Genomic DNA, 16,204 nt, shown 5'->3' with positions numbered 1-16,204 from the left:
CAGGACCAGGAACCAGGAGCCAGACCATGAGCGCCACCGCACCCGCCGCCCGCGACGCCGACCTGCGGGGCCAGACCCTGAACCTGTGGCTGGCCACGCTGGCCTCCACCGTCGGGTTCTGGGCCTGGACGATGATCGGCCCGCTGTCCGCCCGCTACACCGAGCAGATGGGCCTGGCCCCGACCCAGACCGCGGTCCTGGTGGCCATGCCGATCCTCGTCGGCGCGGTCGCCCGCGTTCCGGTCGGGGTGCTGACGGACCGCTACGGCGGGCGCCTCATGTTCACCGTGCTGCTCGGCCTCACGGCACCACTGGTGCTGGTCACCGGCCTGGTCGGGTCGCTGGGTGCCTACGTCCCGCTGCTGGTCGTGGCGTTCTTCCTCGGCATCGCCGGAGCGGTCTTCGCGATCGGCATCCCCTTCGTCTCCGCCTGGTATCCGCCGCACCGCAAGGGCTTCGCCACCGGCATCTTCGGGGCGGGCATGGTCGGCACCGCGGTCTCCGCCTTCGCCACCCCGCAACTGGTGGCCGGGATCGGCTACCTGACCACCCACGTCCTCGTGGCCGTCATCGTCGCGGTGGTCGCGGTGCTCTGCGCCCTGCTGCTGCGGGAGTCTCCCGCCCGGGCCGGCACCACGCCCACCCCGGCGCTGCCCAAGCTCCGGCGGGCCTTCTCCCAGCTGGTCACCTGGCAGCTCTGCTTCCTCTACGGCGTGGTCTTCGGTGCCTTCGTGGCCTTCTCCAACTACCTGCCCACCTACCTGGGCAACATCTACGACTACGCCGCCACCGAGGCCGGCTGGCGCACCGCCGGCTTCGCCCTGGCCGCCGTGGTCGCCCGGCCGGTCGGTGGCACCCTCGCCGACCGGCTCGGCCCGCGGGCCGTCACGCTGACCTCGTTCGCCGGGGCCGCGGTCATGGCGGTCATCGTGGCCCTGCAGCCCGGCGCCGAACGCGTCTACGGACCCGTCTTCCTGCTCATGGCCCTGTTCCTGGGACTGGGCACCGGCGGCGTGTTCGGCTGGGTCGGCCGCGCCGCGGACCCGCGTGACGTCGGGACGATCGGCGGCATCATCGCCGCGGCCGGCGGGCTGGGCGGGTACTTCCCGCCGCTGGTGATGGGAGCCACCTACAACGAGGAGCACAACAGCTACTTCGTGGGGCTGATGCTGCTGGCCACCTTCGCGCTCGTGGCACTGGCGCTGACCTTCACCGTCCGCAACGGCGGCAGGGTCGATGAGCGGCAGGCGGCGTCGGCGGCCGCGGTGTAGCGCCATAGACTGGAGTCCATGACTCAAGACTCGATCCGCGTCGCCATCCTGGGCGCCTCAGGGAAGATGGGCCACTACGCCGTCGAGGCGGTCGACGACGCCGCAGACCTGGAACTCGTCGCCCGGCTCGGCTCGAAGGACCGGATGGAGTCCGTGCTCGAGGCCGGCGCCACCCACGTCCTGGACCTCTCGGTCCCGGACGCATCGCCCGATCACGTGGCCTTCGCCGTGGAGAACGGCCTGCACACCGTCGTCGGGACCTCCGGCTGGTCCGGTGAACGGCGGGCGGTGCTGGCCGGGCAGCTCGCGGGACACCCCGGGGTCGGGGTCCTCATCGCCCCCAACTTCGCCCTCGGCTCGGTCCTGGCCAGCGCCTTCGCGGCCAAGGCCGCCAAGTACTTCCCCTCGGTGGAGCTCATCGAGATGCACCACCCGGCCAAGGTGGACGCCCCCTCGGGCACGGCCGTGCGCACGGCGGGACTGATCGCCGAGTCCCGGGCCGCGGCCGGTGTCGGGCCCTCCCCGGACGCCACCACCCATGATCCGGACGGAGCGCGCGGGGCCCTCGTGGACGGCGTCCGGGTGCACTCCGTGCGGCTGCGCGGGCTGGAGGCCCACCAGGAGGTGCTCCTGGGCGGGCCGGGCGAGCAGCTGGTCGTCCGCCACGACGCCTTCGACCGCGGTGCGTACATGCCCGGGGTGCTGCTGGGGCTGCGCACCGTGGCCTCGCGGCCGGGACTGACCTACGGCCTCGACGGCTACCTCGACCTGGACTGACGGGACCTGATGAAGACCAAGATCGGTGTGGGCGCGATCGTCGCCCTCATGCTGCTGTTCGCCGTGCTCGCCGTGGTCTCGGCGGTCGGCTTCATGCAGGCGCCGCAGCCGGTGGCCAAGGTGCTCGGGGTGGCCACCCTGGGGATCGTGGCCGTCGGATTGTGGACGCTGTGGCGTGAACTGCGCTTCGGGATCATGATGGAGCGGTTGGGCCGCACGCTCGCCGCCGAGGGCGGCCTGCCCGTCGACGACCTGCCGCGCTCACCCGGCGGGCGGATCGACCGCACCGTGGCGGACGCGCAGTTCGAGGTCTTCCGGGCCGAGGCCGAGGCCGCCCCGGAGGACTGGCGTTCCTGGTACCGGCTCTCCCTGGGCTATGACGCCTCGGGCGACCGGACCCGGGCCCGCCGGGCCATGCGGGACGCGATCCGGCTCTACCCCTAGGACCCCTAGGACCCCTGGGGCCGGGGCCCCGCCAGGGTGGACGCGACCGTCGAGACCCCCCACTCCAGCGGGCCCTTCCAGCCGAAGCCGCGCCATATGGTCCCGGCGACCAGGCAGCCCACCCAGTAGGCGATGAGCAGCCCCGACCGGGGCCAGCCGGCGGTGGCGGACCCGAACGCGTCCAGCGCCACGAGGTGACCCACGTACAGGGTCAGGGTCATCGAACCGGCCCCGATCAGGGGCATCAGGGGGTAGGCCAGCACCCCCCGGCCCACGGTGCACAGCAGGAGGCAGACCCCCAGCACCATGGCCGAGGTGCCGCAGGTCAGCAGCAGGTCCAACGGGGCCCCGGAGTGCGGGGTGGCCAGGGTGAACCACACCGGATGGGCCTGGATCGCCTCCGTGGAGATCGCGGCGCCCGTCAGCAGCTGTGCCTCGAGCCGGGCCGGGCCCACCCCGGTGCCGGCGGCGATCGCCTCCAGCACCCCCGGCAGCGACTGCAGGCCCCGGGAGACCAGGAACGCCGTGGCGGCCAGCGCCGCACCGCCGGCGGCCAGTGCGGCGGACACCCGAATGCGCTCCAGGCGCAGTCGTCCGAGGAACAGCCCGAACAGCACGTAGCCGAGCCACTGCAGCACGGGGTAGTACCCGGTGAACAGCAGGTCCCACGCGAGCAACCCCGGCTGGACCACGAGGTCCGGCAGGGCGGGAGTGTGCCAGATGCGCCAGTGCTCCACGTACGCCGTGGCGCCCACCGCGGACTGCATGACCGCGGAGAGCAGGCTCGCCGCCACGGGGGAGAGCAGGAGCCACCCGGCGGCCCAGCCGGCCAGCGCCCGGGCCCCCAGGTGCAGGAACGGCAGTGCGGCGAGGAACAACAGGGCGTAGTGGGCCAGGATGACCGCCACGTTCGTGTCCAGCGAGCCGCAGGCCAGGCCGATGACGAACAGCAGGCCCGCGCGGACGGCCACCTGGCGCCGGTCCCACCCCAGGCGCGGTTGCTGGTGGGGTGCACGCCGGGCGCCCGCACCACCGGTGAGCAGGGCCAGCCCGACGCCGGCCAGGGTGGCGAACAGGGCCGAGGACTTCCCCGCGAACACCAGCCCCACCGTCGTCGGTCCCGTCCCGTCGGCGGAGACCAGCACCATCAGGTGGGTCGCGATCATGCCCAGCAGGGCGATGCCCCGCGCGGCGTCCACGCCGGGGATGCGGCGTGAGACCTCCGTGCGCAGCGCCATGCACCCCTCCTGTGATCAGGTCCTCGTGCGTGACTTACGCACCGCAGGACATTCTCGCAGGTAGGCTGGACGCCATGATCGACACCCCTGCCGCACGCTCCGAACTGCCCTTCGGCACCCTGGTCCCGGCCATGGTGACGCCGTTCACGGAGGACGGCAGCCTGGACCTGGACTCGGCCCAGAAGCTGGCCGCCCACCTGGTGGACGAGGGCGCGGACGGACTGGTCGTCACCGGCACCACGGGGGAGACCTCGACCCTGCGCGACGAGGAGAACATCGCGATGTTCGAGGCCGTCGTCGAGGCCGTGGGCGGCCGGGCGAAGGTCATCGCCGGCACCGGCATGAACGACACGGGGCACTCGGCGCACCTGTCCCTGCTGGCCGAGCGCGCCGGCGTCGACGGCCTGCTGCTCGTCACCCCCTACTACAACAAGCCGAACCAGGCCGGGATCCGGGCGCACTTCGAGACCATCGCCTCGTCCACCGACCTGCCGGTCATGCTCTACGACATCCCGGGCCGCTCGGTCATGCCGATCGAGCCGGACACCATCATCGCCCTGGCCGCGCACCCGAACATCGTGGCCCTGAAGGACGCCAAGGGCGACTTCCAGTCCACCACCCTGGTGGCCGCCAACACCGACCTGCACATCTACTCGGGTGAGGACGCGCTGACCCTGCCGCTGATGGCCCTCGGCGCCGTGGGTGTCGTCTCGGTGACCGCCCACGTGGCCCCCCGGCTCTACCGCCGGCTCGTGGACGCGATGGCCGCCGGGGACCTGGCGGCCGCGCGCGCCCTGCACTTCGAACTGGACCCGTACCAGCGCGCGGTCATGACCCACATCCAGGGTGCCGTGTCCACCAAGACGATCCTGCAGTGGCAGGGCATCCTCCCCAGTGCCACGGTCCGCCTGCCGCTGACGCCGGCCACCGAGGACGAGCAGACCGTCATCCGCGCCGACCTCGCGGAGGCCGGACTCACCTTCTAGAAGGGACCGAATCCCATGGCACCAGGCCCCCGCCTGTCCACCCCGCCCCAGCTCAAGCCCGGCACCTGCCGGGTGGTGCCGCTCGGCGGCATCGGGGAGGTCGGCCGGAACATGACGACCTTCGAGCTGGACGGCAAGATCCTCATCGTCGACTGCGGCGTGCTGTTCCCGGAGGAGACCCAGCCCGGCGTGGACGTGATCCTGCCGGACTTCGAGTACATCCGGGACCGCCTGGACGACGTGATCGGCGTGGTCCTGACCCACGGCCACGAGGACCACATCGGCGCGGTGCCGTACCTGCTGCGGATGAGGCCGGACATCCCGCTGATCGGGTCCACGCTGACCCTGGCCCTGATCGAGGCCAAGCTCGAGGAGCACCGGATCCGGCCGATCACCCTCACCGTGAGGGAGGGGGACACCGAGCACCTCGGTCCCTTCGAGTGCGAGTTCGTGGCCGTCAACCACTCCATCCCGGACGCCCTGGCCGTGGCCCTCAAGACACCGGCCGGCACCATCCTGCACACCGGTGACTTCAAGATGGACCAGCTGCCCCTGGACGGGCGCATCACCGACCTGCGCGCCTTCGCCCGGCTCGGCGAGGAGGGCGTGGACCTGTTCCTGACCGACTCCACCAATGCCGAGGTCCCCGGGTTCACCACCACGGAGAAGGAGATCGGCCCGGTCCTGGAGGGACTGTTCGCGCGGGCGGACAAGCGCATCATCGTCGCCTCCTTCGCCTCCCACGTCCACCGCATCCAGCAGGTCCTGGACGCCGCCGGCGCGCACGGGCGCAAGGTGTGCTTCGTCGGCCGGTCCATGGTGCGCAACATGGGCATCGCCGCCAAGCTGGGCTACCTGGACGTCCCGGAGGGGACCCTGGTGGACCTCAAGGAGGTCGACCGGCTGCCGGACCACGAGGTGGTGCTGATGTGCACCGGTTCCCAGGGCGAGCCGATGGCGGCCCTGTCCCGGATGGCCAACGGTGACCACCGCATCCAGCTGGACACCGGAGACCTGGTGGTGCTGGCCTCCTCGCTGATCCCCGGCAACGAGACCTCGGTGTTCCGCGTGGTCAACGGCCTGATGAAACTGGGCGCCGAGGTCGTCCACAAGGGGATGGCCAAGGTGCACGTCTCCGGGCACGCCTCCCAGGGCGAGCTGCTGTACTGCTACAACATCGTCAGGCCCACCCACGTCATGCCGGTCCACGGTGAGACCCGGCACCTGATCGCCAACGGCCGGATCGCCGAGGCCACGGGCGTGCCCGGGGAGAACGTCCTGCTGACGGAGAACGGTTCCGTGGTGGACCTCAAGGACGGGGTGGCCCGCGTCAGCGGCCAGGTCGAGTGCGGCTTCGTCTACGTGGACGGCTCCTCGATCGGCGAGATCACCGACGCCGACCTCAAGGACCGGCGCATCCTCGGCGAGGAGGGGTTCATCTCGGTGATCTCCGTGGTCAACCGCCAGACCGGCACGATCGTCTCGGGCCCGGACATCCACGCGCGTGGCGTGGCCGAGGACGATGCCGTGTTCGACGACGTCAAGCCGCGTATCGCCCGCGCGCTCGAGGAGGCGGTGCAGTCCAACGCGGACCACACCACCCACCAGTTGCAGCAGGTCGTGCGCCGCGTCATCGGCACCTGGGTGAACCGCAAGCTGCGACGCCGCCCGATGATCGTCCCGGTGGTCCTGGAGGCCTAGACGGGCCCGGCGACGGGCGCTCCGGCCCGGAAAGCCTGTGTTGGTCCGGGCCGGGGCCGTCGCCGGGCGGTACCGTACTTGCATGGCGACCCGTACTTCCCCGACGCGTTCGCAGTCCGGCCGGTCCTCGACGTCCCCCGCCCGCAAGGGCGCGGAACCGAAGTCCGCCAAGTCGTCTGCGCGCTCGTCCGGTTCCACCCAGCGCAACCGCACCGCATCCGCGGTGCCCGAGGCGCACGCAGAGCCGCAGGCGCCGGTCCTGTTGCGTGCGCTGCGCGGATTCTGGATGGCCATGGCCACGCCCGTCGGCGCCGGGGTCCGCAAGATCGGCCGCGACGCGAGGATCGCGCCGGAGGATCGCCGTGACGGCACCGGGTTCTTCCTGGTGGTCCTGGCCGCGGTCATCGGTTCCGTGGAGTGGTGGGGCCTGCGCGGGACCCCCGGTTACGGGACCGTGGTCCACAACATCGCCGCCGGCACCCTCGGCTGGGCGGCCCTGATCTTCCCCGCGGTGCTGCTGACCGTCGCCGTGCGCTACTTCCGCACCCCCCAGGAGCACCGGGACAACGGCCGGATCACCATCGGCCTGCTGGTGGTGACGGTGGCCGTCGCCGGTATCGCGCATCTGGTCGCGGGCCTGCCCACCGTCGCCGACTCCTTCGCCGAGCTCCTGGCCGGCGGGGGCATCGTCGGCTACCTCGTCACCACGCCGCTGGCCTCGCTCGTCACCCCCTGGCCCGTGTGGGCGCTGATGGTGGCGCTGGCCCTGTTCGGGGTGCTGATCGTCACCGCCACCCCGGTGGGCCAGATCCCGCAGCGGATCCGGGACGCCTACGCCTGGCTCACCGGCCAGCCCGACGGCGGTGCCCCCGGCTCCCGGGACGGCGCGCGTGGGGGACACGACCAGTCCTACCTCACCGAGCATGACCGCCCCTCCGGCCGCGGATCCCGTGCCGGCAGGGACCGTACGGCCGGCAAGGAGCGCACGGCCGGCACGGAGCTCGAGGCCGGCGAGGCCGCGAAGAGCGGCAAGACCGGCAAGGACGGCAAGGCCGGCAAGCGCAAGGGCGTCCGGCTGTTCGGCCGCGACGAGACGCCCACCGAGGTCCTCGACGACGCCGGGACCCCCAGCACCGAGGCCTACGAGACCGCCGTCATCGACGAGAAGCCGCAGGATGTGGTGGCCGAGCGGCCGCAGGACGAGGTGGCCGAGCAGCCCCCGGCCGTCCCGGCGGGCGTGCGGCGTCCCACCGCCGGGGAACTGGCCATCGCCCGCGCCAAGGAGGCGGCCGGGGTCAGGATCCCGAAGCCGGAGGAGACCGAGGACGCCGGCCCCTCGACCGAGCCCATCGGCGTGGTCGCACCCTCCGTGCCGGCGAATCCCGTCTCCCGGCCCGCGGAGCTGCCGCCGATGCCCGCCCGCTCGGAGCAGCTGCACCTGGGCGGGGACGTCACCTACACGCTGCCGGACTCCACGATGCTGCCCGCGGGCCCGCCCCCGAAGGAGCGCACCGAGGCCAACGACCAGGTGGTCGCCGCGCTGACCGAGACGCTGACCCAGTTCAAGGTGGACGCCGAGGTCACCGGCTTCTCGCGCGGGCCGACGGTGACCCGCTACGAGATCGAGCTCGCGCCGGGCACCAAGGTGGAGAAGGTCACGGCGCTGTCCAAGAACATCTCCTATGCGGTGGCCTCCTCGGACGTGCGGATCCTCTCGCCGATCCCCGGCAAGTCCGCGATCGGCATCGAGATCCCCAACGCCGACAAGGAGGTCGTCGCCCTGGGCGACGTGCTGCGCTCGAACGCGGCACGCAAGACCGACCACCCGATGGTGATGGGCGTGGGCAAGGACGTCGAGGGCGGCTACGTGATGGCCAACCTGGCGAAGATGCCGCACATGCTGGTGGCCGGCGCCACCGGTGCCGGCAAGTCCTCCTTCGTGAACTCCATGATCGTCTCGATCCTCATGCGCTCGACCCCGGACGAGGTGCGCATGGTCATGGTGGACCCCAAGCGCGTGGAGCTCACCGCCTATGAGGGCGTGCCCCACCTGGTCACCCCCATCATCACGAGCCCGAAGAAGGCCGCGGAGGCGCTGCAGTGGGTGGTGCGCGAGATGGACACGCGCTATGACGACCTCGCCGCCTTCGGCTACAAGCACGTGGACGACTTCAACAAGGCCGTCCGCGCCGGCAAGGTGACCCTGCCGCCGGACTCCAAGCGGGTCCTCAAGCCGTATCCGTACCTGCTGGTCATCGTGGACGAGCTCGCCGACCTGATGATGGTCGCCCCCCGCGACGTCGAGGACGCGATCGTGCGCATCACCCAGCTGGCCCGCGCCGCCGGCATCCACCTGGTGCTGGCCACCCAGCGGCCCTCCGTGGACGTGGTCACCGGCCTGATCAAGGCCAACGTGCCCTCCCGCATGGCGTTCGCGACGTCCTCCGTCACCGACTCCCGCGTGGTCCTGGACCAGCCCGGTGCCGAGAAGCTGCTCGGTCAGGGCGACGCCCTGTTCCTGCCGATGGGCAAGTCCAAGCCGATGCGCGTGCAGGGCGCCTGGGTCAACGAGTCCGAGATCCACGCCGTGGTGGAACACGTCAAGGGCCAGATGCAGGCCCAGTACCGGGACGACGTGGTGCCGGAGAAGGTCGAGAAGGTCATCGACGAGGACATCGGTGACGACCTGGACCTGCTGCTGCAGGCCACCGAGCTCGTGGTCACCACCCAGTTCGGCTCGACCTCGATGCTCCAGCGCAAGCTGCGCGTCGGGTTCGCGAAGGCCGGGCGGCTCATGGACCTCATGGAGTCCCGCGGCGTGGTGGGCCCCTCGGAGGGGTCCAAGGCCCGGGACGTGCTGGTCAAGCCGGACGACCTGGCCGGGGTGCTCGCCACCATCCGCGGCGACACGCCGCCGGCGGCCGCGCCCAGCGAGGACGCCCCCGAGGCCTATGCCGAGGACGTGGTCCACTCCGACCACGAGGCCGGCCGCCCGCCCGTGCGCGGTGCCACCGACCAGGAACTGGTGCGGGGCTCGCTCCCGGAGGACGACGGCTACGGCCGCGACCTCGTCGCCGAGGACCTGGCCGGGCGACGCTCGGCCCAGGACTGGTACGACGAGGAGGAGGACGAGGGCTCGGAGGACGCCTGGCAGCTCACCGGCCGGTGAGCCGCGGAAGGAACCGGCGGGTCCGTAGACTGCAGGGATGAACGAGAACTGGAACCTGCCCAACGTCCTGACCACGGTCCGGATCCTGCTGGTCCCGTTCTTCGTCTGGTTCCTGGTGGCCGGAGGCCCCGCCGGCGAGGACTCCCCGGGCATGCGGTGGGCCGCCTTCGCGGTGTTCGCCGTGGCCATGTACACGGACAAGCTCGACGGCGACATCGCCCGGGCCCGCGGACTGGTCACGAGCTTCGGGAAGATCGCCGACCCCATCGCGGACAAGCTGCTCACGGGCGCGGCCTTCATCGTGCTCTCGATGCTGGGGGAGCTGTGGTGGTGGGTCACCATCCTGATCCTGCTGCGCGAGTGGGGGATCACCCTGATGCGCTTCGTGGTGCTGCGCTACGGGGTCATGCCGGCCTCGCGGGGAGGCAAGCTCAAGACCGTGCTGCAGGCCGGGGCGCTGCTGCTGATGCTCGCCCCGCTGACCCCGCTGCTGGGGGACTGGTACCCCTGGGTCGGCTGGACCGCGATGGGTGCCGCCCTGGTCGTCACGCTCGTCACCGGCGCGGACTACGTCCTCAAGGCGGTCCGGATGCGCCGGTCCGCGCAGACCGGCGGGGCACGCCCATGAGCCTGCCGGCCGACGTCGTGACGGAGCTGATCCGGCGCGGGCTGCGGATCGCGACCGCCGAGTCCCTGACCGCGGGACTGCTGGCGGCGACGATCGCGGACGTGCCCGGTGCCTCCGCGACCCTGCAGGGAGGGGTCGTGGCCTACCAGAACGAGGTCAAGGAGCGACTGCTGGGCGTGGACCCGTCACGCCTCGCCAGCCACGGGGCCGTGGACGCCGGCGTCGCCGCCCAGATGGCGGAGGGGGCCCGCCGGAGGCTGGGCGCGGACATCGGCGTGGCGCCCACCGGGGTGGCCGGGCCCGAGCCGCACCAGGGCCGGGCCGTCGGGACCGTCTACCTGGGCATCGCCGGACTGCCCGGTCCCGCCGCCGAGGAACTGCACCTGGACGGGGACCGGGAGGGTATCCGCCGCGGGACGGTCGAGGCCGCCCTGCGCAGCGTGCTGCGGCGCCTGGACCGGGAGGCACGGGCATGACGACCGCGATCGGGTTGATGGCCGACCCCGGGACGCCCGCGATCGTGGCCGGCCGGATCCGCGAGGCCCTCCAGGCGGAGCTGTCCCACAGGGTGGACGACAGCACGGAGTGGCGGATCGACGTGGTGGACGAGATCGTCCCCCTCGACGCCGACGGCAGTGTGGACCTGGTCCGCTGGACGACGCAGGTCGACGCGCGCCACGACTGGGAGATGGTCATCTACATCACGGACCTCCCGCGCTACGAGAACGGGCGTCCCGTGGTGGCCGAGATCTCACGGCGGGACAACGCCGCCGTCCTGTTCCTGCCCGTGCTCGGAGTCTTCCGGCTGGAGCGGCGGGTCGTGGAGACGATGTCCCGCCTGGTGGGGCACCTCTACCGGGGTGCCGTCGACGTCGGGCCGGAGGGCCGGACCGTGACCCGGGATCCGGAGCACCCGGAGGCGCTCAACGCCCTGGTGCCGCTGTCCGACACGACGTCCGAGTCCGCGGAGGCCTCCGAGCAGGTGTACGCGACCGGTCCCTGGGCCGTTCCGCGCCTGCTGACCGGGATGGTCCAGTCCAACCGCCCCGGGCGCCTGCCGGCCGCGATGACCGCCTCGGCGGCCGCCGCGTCCGCGGCGGGTGCGTACGGCGTCTTCTTCGGCAGCATCTGGACCCTCGCCGCGGACATGGGCGTGGACCGCCTCTCGGTGGTCACGGTGCTGGCCGTCATCGGCATGACGACCTGGCTGATCGCGACGAACGGGCTGTGGGCCCGCCGCAGCGACTGGTCCACCCGGCGGTGGGCGGCGATGGACAACCTGGCCACCGTCATCACCGTGGCCGTCGCCGCGCTGATGATCTACGCGGGACTGTTCCTGTTGCTGTTCGTGGCCTCCGTGGTGGTGGTCCCGCCGCACTACCTCACGGAGACGCTGGGGGTGGAGGCCGGGATCCAGCACTACCTCAAGCTGTCCTGGCTGGCGGCCAGCCTGGGCCTCATCGCCGGCGCGATCGGGTCCAGCTTCGACGATGACGAGGCCATCCGCAACGCCACCTACTCCCTGCGGGAGGCCGAACGACGGGCCCTGCACCAGAGGCTCGAGGAACGGGAGGATGAGAGACCCGAGCACCGCGCCCACGGGACGGGACCATGACGATGGCGTCACGATCCACGACCGGTCCGGTGGGGCCTTGTCACGGGGTGCCAGGGTGTCGCTAGTGTGGGACACGAGGATCCGGCGGGGCCGGGGGCCGGCGGTCGTGGCTGTGAATCCGCTGGGAACCCGCCGTCGCCGGGGTGCTCACGGGAACAAAAACCGGTGCCGAGCCGGTTATACAGGACAGTTGACCCGGCGCCCGCCGCACCACCGGCGAGTGCGCGTTCCCAGAACTCGTACAGGAGAAACCAGTAGACATGATGAAACAACCGGTTACCATCAACGGAATCACCCGTTGGCTGGCGACCGGAGAGAACATTCCAGCAGCCACTCCAGAGACCAAGGAGCACGCCGTGCCAGTCCTTCGCCAGGAAATCGGAGATGTGCTGCGAGACGTGCGTCAGCGCCAGGGGCGCACCCTTCGTGAGGTCTCGCACCACGCCCGCGTGTCCCTCGGTTACCTGTCCGAGGTCGAGCGCGGCCAGAAGGAGGCCTCCTCCGAGCTGCTGTCCTCGATCTGCGGGGCCCTGAACGTCCCGATGTCCCTCATGCTGCGTGAGGTGTCGGACCGCATCGCCCTTCAGGAGGGCGTGCACATCCCGGACCACATACCGGCGGACCTCGAGGCCGGCTACCGCCGGGACTCCCTCGTCGACGCACTGCCGGACGAGGTCCCGGACGATCTCGGCCAGCTGGCCGGCAGCCACTGACCACCGACGCGGCCGCAGACCCCCGGGGTCTGCGGCCACGTTCGTGTGCGGTGCGGAAGGGAACCCATGAGACTGAGTGAATTCCGTCGTCTGATGGACGAGGAGTTCGGCCCGGCCAACGCCGGGGTGATCGCCTCGTCGCTGGTCCTGCCCACCCTGGACACCACGGCGGACCAGGCCTTGGACGCCGGGTGGGATCCCCGCAGCGTCTGGCTCGACGTCTGCGACCTCCAGGGTGTTCCCGAGGACCGCCGGCTCGGCCGCGACATCCCGCCCAGGGACTGAACTCCCGGGAACCGGTGGACACGCCGGACGGCTATTCGAAAATACGTTCGAATGACGGTAGTCTCCTGCACAGGACTTCTCCGGAGCCGGAACCCGGGTATGTCATCCACAGCGACCGTCCTGTCCCGTTAACTCGTCCGGGCGGGCCGATAGGTTTCTCTACAGCACAAGGGATCGGCCCCGACGGCCGCCCGTCACCAACACAGACCCAGGGGTGAATCATGGCGTCAGCCAACGACCGCGAGAAGGCACTGGAAGCCGCACTGGCCCAGATCGACAAGCAGTTCGGCAAGGGGTCGGTGATGCGCCTGGGCGACGACGCGCGCGCACCGATCGAGGTGATCCCCACCGGTTCGGTGGGCCTGGACGTCGCCCTCGGTATCGGCGGCCTGCCGCGTGGCCGCGTCGTGGAGATCTACGGACCGGAGTCCTCGGGTAAGACCACCGTTGCTCTGCACGCCGTGGCCAACGCGCAGCGCAACGGCGGGATCGCGGCGTTCATCGACGCCGAGCACGCGCTGGACCCGGAGTACGCCCGGAAGCTCGGCGTGGACACCGACGCGCTGCTGGTGTCCCAGCCGGACACCGGAGAACAGGCCCTGGAGATCATGGACATGCTCGTGGGCTCCGGATCGCTGGACATCATCGTCATCGACTCCGTGGCGGCCCTGGTGCCCCGCGCCGAGATCGAGGGCGAGATGGGTGACAGCCACGTCGGCCTGCAGGCCCGCCTGATGTCCCAGGCGCTGCGCAAGATCACCGGCCGGCTGGCACAGACCAAGACCACGGCCATCTTCATCAACCAGCTGCGCGAGAAGATCGGCGTGTTCTTCGGCAGCCCGGAGACCACCACCGGTGGTAAGGCGCTGAAGTTCTACGCCTCGGTCCGCATCGACGTGCGCCGCATCGAGACGCTCAAGGAGGCGGGCAACGCGGTCGGTAACCGCACGCGCGCCAAGATCGTCAAGAACAAGATGGCCCCGCCCTTCAAGCAGGCCGAGTTCGACATCATCTACGGCGAGGGCATCTCCCGCCAGGGCTCGCTCATCGACATGGGCGTCGAGGAGGGCATCGTCAAGAAGTCCGGCGCCTGGTTCACCTATGACGGCGACCAGCTGGGCCAGGGCAAGGAGAACGCCCGTCGGTTCCTGAAGGACAACCCGGACCTGGCGGACGAGATCGAGACCAGGATCCTGGAGAAGCTCGGGATCGGCGTCGCGCCCGAGGAGGACTCGGCCGCTGAGCCTCAGCTGCGGGCCGTCTCCGGGGAGTCCCCGGCCCGATGACCCGCCGCCATCTTCGCGTGGTGCCGGATCCGGACCTTCCCGAGCATCTCGCGGACGATCCGGAACCGGCCGCCGAGGAGGTGGCCCGGTCCATCGTGTTGCGCCAGCTCACCGCCTCGCCGAAGTCCCGCCGGCAGCTCGAGGAGAAGCTGGCAGAGCGTCAGGTGCCGCCCGAGGTGGCGTCCGCGGTGCTGGACCGGATGGAGGCGGTGCGGCTCGTCGACGACGAGGCCTACGCCGAGTCCTACGTCGCCTCCCGGCAGCGCAGCCGCGGCCTGGCCCGCGGCGCGCTGCGGCGGGAGCTGCAGCAGAAGGGCGTCACCGGTGAGGCCGCCGAGCACGCCCTGGAGACGATCAGCGAGGACAGCGAGCGGGCCGCCGCCATCGAACTGGTGGAGAAGAAACTCCGCGGACGCCCGGTGCCCTCCGGGGATGACCCCGAGTCCCGGGCGGAGCGGGACAAGGTCGTGCGACGGCTCGCCGGCATGCTCGCCCGCAAGGGCTACGCACCCGGCATGGCGCTCGGGGTGGTCAAGGACGTGCTGGGCGGGCTGGAGCCCGACGACTAGAATGCTGCGGTGACTTCTGCCCTCCTGCCCCCCGATGACCGCACGTACCAGGTCCGCACCTTCGGCTGCCAGATGAACGTGCACGACTCCGAGCGCATCTCCGGTCTGCTCGAATCCGCCGGGTACTCCCCGGCAGACGAGGCCACGGAGCCGGACCTCGTGGTCTTCAACACCTGTGCCGTCCGGGAGAACGCGGACAACCGCCTCTACGGCAACCTGGGCAACCTGCGCTCGGTCAAGGACAACCACCCGGGCATGCAGATCGCGGTGGGCGGCTGCCTGGCCCAGAAGGACCAGAAGACCATCCTGGAGAAGGCGCCCTGGGTGGACGTGGTCTTCGGCACCCACAACATCGGCTCCCTGCCGGTGCTGCTGGAACGGTCCCGGCACAATCAGCAGGCGGAGCTGGAGATCCTCGAGTCGCTCGAGGTCTTCCCGTCCACCCTGCCTACCAAGAGGGATTCCACCTACTCGGGGTGGGTCTCCATCTCGGTGGGCTGCAACAACACGTGCACCTTCTGCATCGTCCCCGCCCTGCGCGGCAAGGAGAAGGACCGCCGCCCCGGGGAGATCCTCGCCGAGGTGCAGGCGCTGGTGGATGCCGGCGCCGTGGAGGTCACCCTGCTCGGCCAGAACGTCAACACCTATGGCGTCGAGTTCGGGGACCGGGGGGCCTTCGCGAAGCTGCTGCGGGCCTGCGGCGGGATCGAGGGCCTGGAGCGGGTGCGGTTCACCAGCCCCCACCCGGCCTCCTTCACCGATGACGTCATCGAGGCGATGGCCGAGACCCCGAACGTGATGCCGCAGCTGCACATGCCCCTGCAGTCCGGCTCGGACAAGGTGCTCAAGGACATGCGCCGGTCCTACCGGTCGAAGAGGTTCCTCGGCATCCTGGACAAGGTCCGCGACCGGATCCCGCACGCCGCCGTCACCACGGACATCATCGTCGGCTTCCCCGGGGAGACCGAGGAGGACTTCCAGGACACCCTGGCCGTCGTGGAGGCCTCCCGGTTCTCCTCCGCCTTCACGTTCCAGTACTCCATCCGCCCCGGGACGCCCGCGGGCGAGATGGAGGACCAGGTGCCCAAGCACATCGTGCAGGAGCGCTTCGAACGGCTGACCGCCCTGCAGGACAGGATCAGCGCGGAGGAGACGGCGAAGCTGCTCGGCACCCGCCAGGAACTGCTGGTGACCAACCAGCCCGGCAGCAAGGGCGCGGAGACCGGGCGGCTCGCCGGCCGCGCCCCGGACAACCGCCTCGTGCACTTCAGCGTCCCGGCGGGGGAGCAGGCGCCGCGCCCCGGGGACTTCGTCACCGTGACCATCACCGAGTCGCACCCCTACCATCTCATCGCCGACCCCACGGCCCAGGACTACCTCCTGCGCCGGTCGCGCTCGGGTGACGCCTGGGACCGTGCCCAGGCCGAGTCCTGCGGCGTGCCCGCACCGGGCGGGGTGGCCGGTGCCGCCGGGACCGCCGGGGTGAGCCTGGGCATGCCCTCCCTGCGCGTCGGTTCCTGAG

General features: G+C 71.2%; 15 protein-coding genes. 14 read left to right on the top strand and 1 reads right to left on the bottom strand.

What is annotated here, in order from left to right; all coding sequences use genetic code 11:
* The first annotated feature begins 26 nt into the window (after positions 1-26).
* The 3 genes from Q0283_RS06865 to Q0283_RS06855 are packed head-to-tail and all read left to right on the top strand — an operon-like array spanning position 27 to position 2,492.
* Entirely contained in the window at positions 27-1,271 is a 1,245-nt protein-coding gene (locus Q0283_RS06865) for a nitrate/nitrite transporter (protein ID WP_298043965.1), read from the top strand.
* Between the two features lie 18 nt (positions 1,272-1,289).
* The gene (gene dapB / locus Q0283_RS06860; RefSeq protein WP_298043962.1) at positions 1,290-2,048 is read left to right on the top strand and encodes a 4-hydroxy-tetrahydrodipicolinate reductase; all 759 of its coding nucleotides are present in this window, start codon (positions 1,290-1,292) and stop codon (positions 2,046-2,048) included.
* A gap of 9 nt (positions 2,049-2,057) precedes the next feature.
* Positions 2,058-2,492 carry a hypothetical protein gene (locus tag Q0283_RS06855; protein ID WP_298043959.1) on the top strand — a complete coding sequence of 145 codons (435 nt, stop codon included), beginning with the start codon at positions 2,058-2,060 and terminating at the stop codon, positions 2,490-2,492.
* Positions 2,493-2,497: 5 nt separating this feature from the next.
* Here Q0283_RS06855 and Q0283_RS06850 read toward each other — a convergent pair whose 3' ends face one another.
* Positions 2,498-3,730 carry a heparan-alpha-glucosaminide N-acetyltransferase domain-containing protein gene (locus tag Q0283_RS06850; RefSeq protein WP_298043956.1) on the bottom strand — a complete coding sequence of 411 codons (1,233 nt, stop codon included), beginning with the start codon at positions 3,728-3,730 and terminating at the stop codon, positions 2,498-2,500.
* Positions 3,731-3,804: 74 nt separating this feature from the next.
* Here Q0283_RS06850 and dapA point away from each other — a divergent pair, with 74 nt between their 5' ends.
* From dapA to miaB, 11 genes are all read left to right on the top strand, one after another.
* Positions 3,805-4,716 carry a 4-hydroxy-tetrahydrodipicolinate synthase gene (gene dapA, locus Q0283_RS06845; RefSeq protein WP_298043954.1) on the top strand — a complete coding sequence of 304 codons (912 nt, stop codon included), beginning with the start codon at positions 3,805-3,807 and terminating at the stop codon, positions 4,714-4,716.
* Positions 4,717-4,731: 15 nt separating this feature from the next.
* Complete coding sequence (locus Q0283_RS06840; protein ID WP_298043951.1) at positions 4,732-6,417, top strand: ribonuclease J; 1,686 nt, start codon at positions 4,732-4,734, stop codon at positions 6,415-6,417.
* Positions 6,418-6,499: 82 nt separating this feature from the next.
* On the top strand, positions 6,500-9,586 hold the full coding sequence (locus Q0283_RS06835) for a DNA translocase FtsK (protein WP_298043948.1): 3,087 nt from the start codon (positions 6,500-6,502) through the stop codon (positions 9,584-9,586).
* A 37-nt stretch (positions 9,587-9,623) separates the two neighbouring features.
* A complete protein-coding gene (pgsA, locus tag Q0283_RS06830; protein ID WP_183524337.1) occupies positions 9,624-10,214 on the top strand; it encodes a CDP-diacylglycerol--glycerol-3-phosphate 3-phosphatidyltransferase in 591 nt (196 codons plus the stop codon).
* Complete coding sequence (locus Q0283_RS06825) at positions 10,211-10,690, top strand: CinA family protein (RefSeq protein ID WP_298043944.1); 480 nt, start codon at positions 10,211-10,213, stop codon at positions 10,688-10,690. Before pgsA ends, Q0283_RS06825 begins: the two co-directional genes overlap by 4 nt.
* On the top strand, positions 10,687-11,829 hold the full coding sequence (locus Q0283_RS06820) for a hypothetical protein (protein ID WP_183524343.1): 1,143 nt from the start codon (positions 10,687-10,689) through the stop codon (positions 11,827-11,829). The genes Q0283_RS06825 and Q0283_RS06820 overlap by 4 nt, the downstream gene beginning before the upstream one ends.
* A 260-nt stretch (positions 11,830-12,089) precedes the next feature.
* Positions 12,090-12,542: a helix-turn-helix domain-containing protein gene (locus Q0283_RS06815; protein WP_183524346.1), complete on the top strand. Its 453-nt coding sequence runs from the start codon at positions 12,090-12,092 to the stop codon at positions 12,540-12,542.
* A gap of 66 nt (positions 12,543-12,608) precedes the next feature.
* Positions 12,609-12,827, top strand: a complete 219-nt coding sequence (locus Q0283_RS06810; protein ID WP_183524349.1) for a DUF3046 domain-containing protein — start codon at positions 12,609-12,611, stop codon at positions 12,825-12,827.
* A gap of 221 nt (positions 12,828-13,048) precedes the next feature.
* Entirely contained in the window at positions 13,049-14,113 is a 1,065-nt protein-coding gene (recA, locus tag Q0283_RS06805) for a recombinase RecA (protein WP_010145162.1), read from the top strand.
* Positions 14,110-14,682, top strand: coding sequence for a regulatory protein RecX (locus Q0283_RS06800; protein ID WP_221243334.1), 573 nt, complete (start codon positions 14,110-14,112; stop codon positions 14,680-14,682). The genes recA and Q0283_RS06800 overlap by 4 nt, the downstream gene beginning before the upstream one ends.
* A 9-nt stretch (positions 14,683-14,691) precedes the next feature.
* A complete protein-coding gene (gene miaB / locus Q0283_RS06795) occupies positions 14,692-16,203 on the top strand; it encodes a tRNA (N6-isopentenyl adenosine(37)-C2)-methylthiotransferase MiaB (protein WP_298043936.1) in 1,512 nt (503 codons plus the stop codon).
* Position 16,204 lies beyond the last annotated feature (1 nt).

The sequence above is a fragment of the uncultured Citricoccus sp. genome, assembly GCF_937871995.1.
Taxonomy (GTDB): domain Bacteria; phylum Actinomycetota; class Actinomycetes; order Actinomycetales; family Micrococcaceae; genus Citricoccus.
Note: the sequence above shows the minus strand (reverse complement) of the source record. Positions and strands in the feature narration are given on the sequence as shown.

Excerpts from the sequence above, each read along its gene's own strand:
- Q0283_RS06800 (WP_221243334.1), top strand. The coding sequence starts at position 14,110 with ATGACCCGCCGCCATCTTCGCGTGGTGCCGGATCCGGACCTTCCCGAG.
- Q0283_RS06840 (WP_298043951.1), top strand. The coding sequence starts at position 4,732 with ATGGCACCAGGCCCCCGCCTGTCCACCCCGCCCCAGCTCAAGCCCGGC.
- Q0283_RS06820 (WP_183524343.1), top strand. The coding sequence starts at position 10,687 with ATGACGACCGCGATCGGGTTGATGGCCGACCCCGGGACGCCCGCGATC.
- dapA (WP_298043954.1), top strand. The coding sequence starts at position 3,805 with ATGATCGACACCCCTGCCGCACGCTCCGAACTGCCCTTCGGCACCCTG.
- pgsA (WP_183524337.1), top strand. The coding sequence starts at position 9,624 with ATGAACGAGAACTGGAACCTGCCCAACGTCCTGACCACGGTCCGGATC.
- Q0283_RS06855 (WP_298043959.1), top strand. The coding sequence starts at position 2,058 with ATGAAGACCAAGATCGGTGTGGGCGCGATCGTCGCCCTCATGCTGCTG.
- dapB (WP_298043962.1), top strand. The coding sequence starts at position 1,290 with ATGACTCAAGACTCGATCCGCGTCGCCATCCTGGGCGCCTCAGGGAAG.
- Q0283_RS06815 (WP_183524346.1), top strand. The coding sequence starts at position 12,090 with ATGATGAAACAACCGGTTACCATCAACGGAATCACCCGTTGGCTGGCG.
- Q0283_RS06810 (WP_183524349.1), top strand. The coding sequence starts at position 12,609 with ATGAGACTGAGTGAATTCCGTCGTCTGATGGACGAGGAGTTCGGCCCG.
- Q0283_RS06850 (WP_298043956.1), bottom strand. The coding sequence starts at position 3,730 with ATGGCGCTGCGCACGGAGGTCTCACGCCGCATCCCCGGCGTGGACGCC.
- Q0283_RS06825 (WP_298043944.1), top strand. The coding sequence starts at position 10,211 with ATGAGCCTGCCGGCCGACGTCGTGACGGAGCTGATCCGGCGCGGGCTG.
- recA (WP_010145162.1), top strand. The coding sequence starts at position 13,049 with ATGGCGTCAGCCAACGACCGCGAGAAGGCACTGGAAGCCGCACTGGCC.
- Q0283_RS06865 (WP_298043965.1), top strand. The coding sequence starts at position 27 with ATGAGCGCCACCGCACCCGCCGCCCGCGACGCCGACCTGCGGGGCCAG.
- Q0283_RS06835 (WP_298043948.1), top strand. The coding sequence starts at position 6,500 with ATGGCGACCCGTACTTCCCCGACGCGTTCGCAGTCCGGCCGGTCCTCG.